This window comes from Microcystis sp. M31BS1 (genome assembly GCF_020245285.1).
In the GTDB taxonomy this organism is placed as follows: Bacteria; Cyanobacteriota; Cyanobacteriia; order Cyanobacteriales; family Microcystaceae; genus Microcystis; species Microcystis panniformis.
Genome location: NZ_JADBVE010000212.1, coordinates 1 through 9,078 on the forward strand (window position 1 = coordinate 1; position 9,078 = coordinate 9,078).

The 9,078-nt window shown below is 37.6% G+C and carries 8 protein-coding genes; 7 read left to right on the top strand and 1 reads right to left on the bottom strand.

Annotated features, from left to right (window positions below; all coding sequences use genetic code 11):
* The first annotated feature begins 299 nt into the window (after positions 1 to 299).
* From IM509_RS12475 to IM509_RS12505, 7 genes are all read left to right on the top strand, one after another.
* A complete protein-coding gene (locus tag IM509_RS12475) occupies positions 300 to 1,079 on the top strand; it encodes a pantothenate kinase (protein ID WP_072927703.1) in 780 nt (259 codons plus the stop codon).
* A gap of 70 nt (positions 1,080 to 1,149) precedes the next feature.
* A complete protein-coding gene (locus IM509_RS12480) occupies positions 1,150 to 2,217 on the top strand; it encodes an NAD-dependent epimerase/dehydratase family protein (RefSeq protein WP_072927701.1) in 1,068 nt (355 codons plus the stop codon).
* 76 nt (positions 2,218 to 2,293) lie between these two features.
* Positions 2,294 to 3,817, top strand: coding sequence for an ArnT family glycosyltransferase (locus IM509_RS12485; RefSeq protein ID WP_185237843.1), 1,524 nt, complete (start codon positions 2,294 to 2,296; stop codon positions 3,815 to 3,817).
* A gap of 39 nt (positions 3,818 to 3,856) precedes the next feature.
* Positions 3,857 to 5,125 (top strand): glycosyltransferase, encoded by a 1,269-nt coding sequence (locus IM509_RS12490; protein ID WP_072927668.1) that lies wholly within the window; start codon positions 3,857 to 3,859, stop codon positions 5,123 to 5,125.
* A 30-nt stretch (positions 5,126 to 5,155) separates the two neighbouring features.
* The gene (locus IM509_RS12495; protein WP_004162582.1) at positions 5,156 to 5,845 is read left to right on the top strand and encodes a class I SAM-dependent methyltransferase; all 690 of its coding nucleotides are present in this window, start codon (positions 5,156 to 5,158) and stop codon (positions 5,843 to 5,845) included.
* Between the two features lie 58 nt (positions 5,846 to 5,903).
* Positions 5,904 to 6,968, top strand: a complete 1,065-nt coding sequence (locus tag IM509_RS12500; RefSeq protein ID WP_185237842.1) for an NAD-dependent epimerase/dehydratase family protein — start codon at positions 5,904 to 5,906, stop codon at positions 6,966 to 6,968.
* A gap of 10 nt (positions 6,969 to 6,978) precedes the next feature.
* Entirely contained in the window at positions 6,979 to 8,964 is a 1,986-nt protein-coding gene (locus IM509_RS12505) for a hypothetical protein (RefSeq protein ID WP_287716994.1), read from the top strand.
* A gap of 1 nt (position 8,965) precedes the next feature.
* Here IM509_RS12505 and IM509_RS12510 read toward each other — a convergent pair.
* Positions 8,966 to 9,078, bottom strand: a 113-nt coding sequence (locus IM509_RS12510; RefSeq protein ID WP_071784045.1) for a transposase, incomplete at its 5' end; no start/stop codon positions are given.

Here is a 9,078-nt window from a genome sequence, read left to right on the forward strand (position 1 = left end):
TACCTAAATTTGCCGAATTGATGGTTATTTTTGAGCGCATCCCCTTGATTTTACTCATCCTTGCCCAATCCGGTCTGTTAGCTTAACAATTGATTGTTTTTGCGACGACCCCGGCGACTGTTCGAGTTTTGTCAGGGAGATTATGGTGGTGACCCTTGCTACGAAGCGGTCTTTTCTGACCAAGGTTGGGACGGGTTGCCTACTTCTCAAGATACAAGGTTGGGTTGAAGCATGAAACCCTACACCCCACACCCTACACCCCACACCCTGGAAAAACTTTTTCAGTAAACCCTAACTAAATGACTGAGCAAGATACTGACTGGATAGGTTTGATGATGGGCAATTCTCGGCTACATTGGGGGTATTTTTGCGGTCAAACCCTGTTAGCTTGTCTCGATACTCCCCACCTGAGAGAACCCCTAAGTGATGAATTTTTGCAACAAATTTTCCCTAAACTCTTGACAAATAAATGCAACTGTGAATTGATGGTCGCCTCGGTGGTTCCTAGCCAAAGGGAATTATGGGCAAATTATGGCAATTTACGGATAATTACTTTAAAAGATATTCCTTTACTGGATTTATATCCAACATTCGGCATCGATCGAGCTTTAGCTGTATTGGGTGCGGGAAAAAAATACGGATTTCCCTGTTTAGTAATCGATGCGGGAACAGCTTTAACTTTTACGGGAGTGGATAGGGATAAAAAGCTAGTGGGGGGAGCAATTTTACCCGGGTTAAAGGTGCAATTAGCCAGTTTAAGGGAACGGACGGCAGCCTTACCAGAGGTGTCCTTACCGGAAAGATTACCGCAGATGTGGGCAAAAGAAACAGCAGAAGGGATAAGAAGTGGGATAATTTATACAATTTTGGCGGGAATAGAAAAATTCAGTCTGGAATGGTTAAATTTATATCCAGAGAGCAGGATAATTTTAACAGGGGGAGATGGGGACTTAATTAGGGATTACTGGCAAGAAAACGCCATTACATCACTCCTAGTGGATAAGACGATAATTTTTGAGGGAATTGCCGCAGTTAAGGGAATTTCCTCCTGTTTAATTGACAAAGGCGAACATATCTAGTAAAGTCGGGGAAAGTTTTCTCAACTGGGGAAATTTCTCAACAACTAGGCAAAAAATTCAGGATATAGTTATGGCGATAGTTCTAGTAACCGGTTCTGCTGGTTTAATCGGTTCCGAATCAGTCAGGTTTTTTTGTGATCGGGGTTATACTGTCGTCGGTATCGATAATAATATGCGTCAGGTATTTTTTGGCGAAGACGCTTCAACGGAGTGGAATCGAGCCAAATTATCCCAAGATTACGGGGATAAATACATTCACCATGCTGTAGATATTCGTGATCATGAAGCTATTTCAGCTATATTTAAAACCTATAGTCATGATCTATCCTTAATTATCCACACGGCGGCGCAACCTTCCCACGATTGGGCAGCTAAGGATCCCTATATGGATTTTAGTGTCAATGCTAACGGAACTTTAGTTTTATTAGAAAATACTCGTCAACACTGTCCCCAAGCAGTATTTATTTTTTGTTCCACCAATAAAGTTTATGGGGATAGACCGAATGAATTGCCTTTAGTAGAAAAAGAATTACGTTGGGAAATCTCGGAAAATCATCCTTATTTTGCTCAAGGTATTGACGAGTTGATGAGTATTGATGCTTGTAAACATTCTTTGTTTGGTGCCTCGAAAGTGGCAGCGGATGTATTAGTACAGGAATACGGGCGTTATTTTGAGATGAAAACTGCCTCTTTTCGCGGTGGTTGTTTAACCGGTCCTAGTCATTCGGGAACCCAATTACACGGGTTTTTATCCTACTTGATGAAATGTACGATGATTGGCAAAGAATACAGTATTTATGGGTATAAGGGTAAGCAGGTACGGGATAATATTCATAGTTACGATCTCGTCAATGCTTTCTATCATTTTTATCAGACTCCGCGAGTGGCAGAAGTTTATAATATCGGTGGTAGTCGCTTTAGTAATTGTTCCATGTTAGAAGCTATTGAAGAATGTGAAGCGATTGCGGATAAAAAGTTAAACTGGCAGTATGTGGAGACTAATCGTATTGGTGATCATATCTGGTGGATTTCTGATGTGAGTAAGTTTAAAAATCATTATCCTGATTGGCAGTTAACCTACACAGTAACAGATATTCTCAAAGAAATTTTTAGTCAAAACGTTAGCCGTTGGTTATAGTAGAGCATTAGATTACTATGTCAAAACTATCTGGGTCTGTGCGTATATGGGGTTAAAAAACTGGAGATGGTCAAATATGCTTGCTTCTAAATCATGGACTGAGAAAATATTGTTTTTAATTTTTGCAGTTTGCTTAATCCATAGTTTTTGGGGGATTAGCGGCGGCTGGAATAATCCTTTGATAGATGTCCACGCTTTTCGTCAAACTCAAACGGCCATCTCGGTCTTTTATTTACTCAAAGGTAGTCCTTGGTTAGCCTATGAAACCCCTGTTTTAGGAGTGCCTTGGTCAATTCCAATGGAGTTTCCCCTCTATCAAGGAATAGTTGCAATTTTAGTTAAGCTTTTTCAGACTCCCATTGACCAAACTGGTAGATTTGTGAGTGCTTTTTTCTTTTATTTAAGTTTGATTCCTATATATGTAATCCTATCTTATTTACAAGTAGCACGAGCTTTCCGTTGGCTGTTTTTGAGTTTATTTTTAGCCAGTCCTCTTTATCTGTTTTGGGCGCGAACATTCATGATTGAATCAACCGCCCTATTTTTCTCTTTAGCTTACCTGGCCTGTATTGCGGTTTATTTTCGCTATAAATCGCCAATTATTGCCTTATTAGCCTGTCTTTTTGGAATCGCTGCCAGTCTGACTAAAGTAACGACTATGGCTGGATTTTTAATTTTAGCTTGTGTCTGGATAGGTATTAATTGGGTTAAGAAAGACTCATCTCGTAACTTAGCGAAAGATTTATTGATACCGGTCGTTGTCTTTATCATCATACCCTTCCTTCTAGCCAAAATTTGGGTTAACTTTGCCGATGCCCAAAAGCTACTCAATCCCATGGCAGCAGATCTTATCACCTCGAAAGCTTTGAGAGATTGGAACTTTGGAACTATCGCTCAAAAATTATCTCGGTCAGAGTGGAGAAATTATCTAACCAGGACTCTAAATGACGTTTTTGGCGGATTGATAATCAGCGTTATGGCTTTAGTAATATTACCAATTTTCACCTCAAAAAAGTTACTAAGTTATGGCTTAAGTTTACTATTTATATTGACAGTTGCCATTTTTACCAATTTGCATTTTGTTCATAACTATTATCCCTATGCTAATGCTATCTTTCTCCTCGGTGCTTCTGGATTTACCATCATGGGGTTAATAGAGAAAAAACGGAAAATTTGGCAGTCTGTAGGCTGGTTTTTCCTGGCTTTAATTTTGTTATCACAACTGCAATTTTACCGAGCTTTCTGGTATCCGACAAAATTGCATGGTAACAGTTACTTAGAAATTGCCTCTCAAGTCCAAACTGTTACTTCTCCTGAAGGTGTTTTGTTAATCTACGGAGATTATTGGAGTTCATTGATACCTTACTATAGTCAACGTCGTGCCTTAATGTTTTATAATCAAGCAAGTGAGGAAGAATCAAAAAATGCTCTCGATAAGTTATCAAGAGCTAATCATCAAGTTGAGGCGATAGTTTTTTGCCGCAAAACAAGAGAAAACCGGGAAGATAAAAAATATTTAGATAGCCTGTATAATCCTAATGAAAAGCCCGTTTTTTCTAACAAACGCTGTGATATATACACAACAAGACACGGTAAATAAGAGATAATTATCTGTAATTTATATTGAGTTGAGTTCCTTATGTTAACTAAAATCTACAACAATAAAATTTTCCGATTTCTCATTGCTGGGGGAGTGGCATTTCTAATCAACTTATTCTTAATTTATTGGTTCATTGACGACTTGGGATTCAATACCCCAATTCTGGAAAATGTTGCTAATGTTATTTCGATAGAAATATCTTTAATTGCTAGTTTCTTTATCTATAGAATCTGGGTGTGGACTGGGGGAGATTGGACAATTAGAGATGTGATTTTGATACAACTTCCTCTCTATCATCTCTCGGCAGGTTTAGCAGTTTTACTGCGAGTTTTCTTGATATTTCCCTTCTTAAACTGGTTAGGAATTAGTCCCGGAGTTAACACAATGATCGGGGTTTTAGTGGGAGCTAGTATTAATTATGTTGCCAGTGATAGCCTAATTTTTAAACCCAAGAATAAGACTAATGAGACAGAAATGTACTATCCCGAAGGATTAGCCCCAGCTTTCGAGATGGACGGTTACTCTCACCCACGTCAATCAAGGGATAACTATGCGGTAAAAACCCTATCAATAATTATCCCTGCTTACAACGAAGAAGATTGCATCGAAAGCACAACTCACTTAATATCTGAACGTTTAGAACGGGATAAAATTAATTATGAAATCCTGGTGGTTAATGACAATAGCAAAGATAACACCGAAGCAGTTCTGAAAAAAATCAACCAAGAAAATCCCCGCATTCTCTACATCAATAACTATTATCCCAACGGTTTTGGTTTTGCGGTACGCTGTGGATTAGAAAATTTTAGCGGTGATGCAGTGGCAGTAGTAATGGCAGATAATTCCGACTCTCCCGATAACATGGTGGACTATTATTATAAACTCCAAGAAGGCTACGATTGCGTTTTTGGTTCTCGTTTTATCAGGGGAGGAAAAGTTATTGATTATCCCATACACAAGTTATTCGTCAATCGTTTGGCTAATCTCTTCATTCAAGTTTTATTTGGGCTAAAATTTAATGATACCACTAATGCCTTTAAAATCTATCGTAAGGAGGTTATCGAAGGAATATCACCTCTACTGTCTCACCATTTTAACTTAACAGTAGAGATGCCCTTAAAAGCAATCGTGCGAGGATATTCCTACACGACAATTCCCATCACTTGGCGCAATCGTACCACGGGGATTTCCAAGTTAAAACTCAAGGAAATGGGCAGTCGTTATTTATTTATAGTTCTCTCCATCTGGTTAGAAAAACACCTTTCTAGAGGCGACTATAAGCGCAAACCTGTCCAAAAAATCAGATAAAAGTAACCAATAAATTCAGAGGTTAAAACCATGTTAGACGAGCAAGTAACCCGACAAATGGAATACTTAAAGAGACTTTACGAAAGTCGCTTTAATCCTCAAGAAAGAAAAGCAAAATTAGCTCTTTGGAAAGTTTTAGTTGATAATTTTTTACAAAATCATGTTACTGTCAATGATACAGTTTTAGATATTGGTGGAGGTTACTGCGAATTTATTAACCAAATTCGGTCTAAAAATAAATACTTAATCGATCTTAATCCTGATGCAAAAGTTTTTGCTAATCCTGATGTAACGGTCTTGAATCTCAATATTCTCAGTATTAATGAGCAGCAAAAACTTGATATCAGATTTGATAAAATTTTCATCTCCAACTTTTTCGAGCATTTAAATAGTGCGGAAGAATTAATCGAAGTTTTGGGATTTTGTTATGACATTTTAACTCCGGGCGGATCACTTCTAGTGATTCAACCTAATTTTAAGTATTCTTATAAAGAATACTATGATTTTATCGATCATAAACTACCTATAACTCACCTTTCTTTAAAGGAGTTATTGGAAACAATTGGTTTTAGAATCGATACTTTAATTCCTCGTTTTCTACCATTTTCTACGAAAGGAAGACCCGCTTCACCCACCTTACTCAAAATTTATTTAAAATTTCCTATTTTCTGGAATTTCTTGGGTGGGCAGCTATTTGTCAAAGCCACCAAACCTAGATAATTACTGACAATACAGTGATTCAAAGTAACCTATAAATACTAATCAAGATTGTACAATTATGACTAGGCAAGTGTTAATTACTGGCGGTGCGGGTTTTGTGGGTAGTTCTTTAGGTTTAGGATTAGCCCAACGTTATCCCGATTGGAAAATTATCGCCTTAGATAACTTAAAACGTCGCGGTTCTGAATTAAATATTCCCCGTATCAAACAGGCGGGAATTGAGTTTGTTCATGGAGATGTCAGAAATGCGGAAGACTTAGAAGCATCCGCTTTGCCAGTGGATTTAATCCTAGAATGTTCGGCAGAACCTTCTGTTTTAGCTGGTTATACTTCCCCAGGCTACGTTTTGCAAACTAACTTAATTGGAACAATTAACTGTTTAGAATTAGCTAGACAAACCCAAGCCGATTTTATTTTTCTCTCCACTAGCAGAGTTTATCCTATCGCCTATCTTAATCAATTAAACTATACAGAAAAAGATACTCGTTTTCAGTTATCTGAACAGCAAGATTTACCTGGGGTTTCTGCTTTTGGTATCGCGGAACAATTTCCCTTAGATTTGCCCCGTTCTCTCTACGGTTCCACTAAGTTAGCATCGGAATTGATTATTAATGAATATGGGGATGCCTACGGATTAAGAACTTTAATTAATCGCTGTGGAGTTTTAACTGGTCCTTGGCAGATGGGAAAAGTTGATCAGGGAGTTTTTGCCCTTTGGGTGGCTAATCATTACTTTCAGAAGTCCTTAAAATATATCGGTTATGGGGGTACAGGGAAACAGGTTAGAGATTTTCTTCATGTAGCTGATTTACTCGATTTAATCGATATTCAGATTGCTAATTTAGAACAATTCAAAGGGCAGACTTTTAATGTGGGTGGTGGGCAAGATTTTTCCTTGTCCCTTTATGAAACCACAAAACTATGTCAGGAAATCACGGGCAATAGTATAATGATTGAGGCAATTCCCGAAAATCGCACCGGAGATATGCCAATTTTTATCACTGATTCTCGCAAAATCAGTTCTATAACTGCATGGCAACCCCAGCGAGACGGTAGAAAATTAATCCAAGATATTTTTGATTGGATTCACACCTATGAAAAGGACTTAAAAGGTATTTTTTAACTGAACAATTATGCAGAAAAAATCTCTCAAATCACCTGTATTCGTCAAGGGAATACTAATTATCATTACTGCCTACTTTTTTCTGGCAAATTTGCCTATTATTGATTGGCTAGAAATTGGTTTAGATCCTTCTTGGGCTTTTGCCATTAGTGATGCTGCCCATAAACAGTTAATTTTTGGTCAAGATATTATCTTCACCTATGGACCACTAGGCTATCTGGTTCATGGCACATCTTTAAATCACAACTTTTCCCAAATTATCTATTTTCGCTGGTTGATACACCTTTGTCTATTAGGGGTGGTTATTCTCAGATTATTATTTATTAAAAGCTATAGCAATCAGATAGTTTTTGTGCTGTCAATTATTTTTGCTACCCTAGTAGGAAATCCCTACAACAGTATCGGCTTTACTGTTGATTATCAGATGACACTTATCCTCCTGATACTCATGTCTTTTGATAACTTTTTTCAAAAGTACATCAATTATTTGGCTATAGCTATTGGTATGATCAGTGGGTTCTCTATACTCACCAAACTAACTCTAGGAATTTATCTAGCAGGCAGCCTGTTTATCTACATATTTGTTAATATTTTTCGGGGATATTTTCAGAAGTCACCATCGATAGTTATTAAAAATGTTCTCGCTGGTATCAACTTAACTTTAACCATTCCTTCCATTGCCTTTATTTTTCTCTATCCAGCCTCTTATAACCGAGCCTTTATTCATATTATAGTTAATCTTTGCATTGCTGGAGGAGTGGCTTTAACTCTCTGGTTTATCGTCAGATCTGCCCGCCTATCGGCACCGCCCTTATTAAGGGGGGCAGGGGGGATCAAAGGCAAAATCTATCTTCTATTTAACCAGAATCACTTACTTAACTTGTTACCTCTGTTAGTATTTTATGGGCTTTATGGGTTACTTCTCCTCCAAACAATTAATCTAGATAATTTTCCCTCTCTCATCGAATATTTGAGCAATTCTTGGGCATTTTCTTCTGGTTATTCCAGTGCGATGAGTATTGTAGGAAATTACCCGCGTTTACTAATTGCTTTGCTCTGTTTTGCCTTAAGTTTGCTTTTAATGTCGCTGGCAATTATAGACCAAAACCCTAGTCTCGCTATTGCCTATATTTTTCCTATATTTTTATCATTTAAGCATGGATTTGTTAGGCAAGATGCTCACGTTGTTGTTTTTACACTTGTGGTTATTGTCTCAGCTTCTCTCTATACAACAATTATTAAAAAATCTCGGTTGAAGAAAATTGCTTATTGTGCTTGGGGAATAATTTTTTTGGGATGTATTATTATCACCTCTAGTCCTAATTCAACCATACTGGAAAATGCTCGCCAGTGGAGTAATTTCAGTCCCGATAGAGTGGTTAATAATATTGGGGTTGTCATTTCCTCTATGCTTAATCCCAGAGAATTAGAAATGCGAGGTGAAAGGAGTACAACTAAAAATTTACAAGTCATTGCTGCCGCTACCAAAATACCCGATTCTGTGCTGGAAAAAGTGCAAGGCAAAACTATTGATATAATTCCCTGGGAATTTTCACTTATTCCGGGCAATCAGCTTAATTGGAAACCGCGGCCGATTATTCAATCCTATTCTGCTTATACAGAAAAACTGGATGAACTAAATTATCAAAGCTTATCTCAATCTCCCAGAGATTATCTGATTTATCACTTTCAAGCTATTGATGGCAGACATCCTTTTTTTGATGAACCTAAAGCCTTTTCCTATGTGGTTTGTAATTATCAACTTGACTCGGTAAATTCGCCCTTCCAAGTCCCCGCAATCAAAACCAACTTTTATCTTCTAGAAAGACAAAAAGTCAGTCGTTGCAGTCCAACACCTTTAGGAGAGACTACTAATATTACTTGGGATCAAGTCTATGAATTACCTACTCGTAATCGTGGGATTACTCGTGTTCAAGTTAAATTTGAATATTCTTGGTTGGGTAAAATAGTGGCTCTTCGTTACCCTTTATGCTAAATCAACATACAAGATGCCAAGATAACATACTTCTAACCCAAAAATTCCGAAAGTTTCTAAAGCCATAGCCTCTCCGTTTTATTAGTTTAAGTTTATTGTTGATTCCCTCGACCA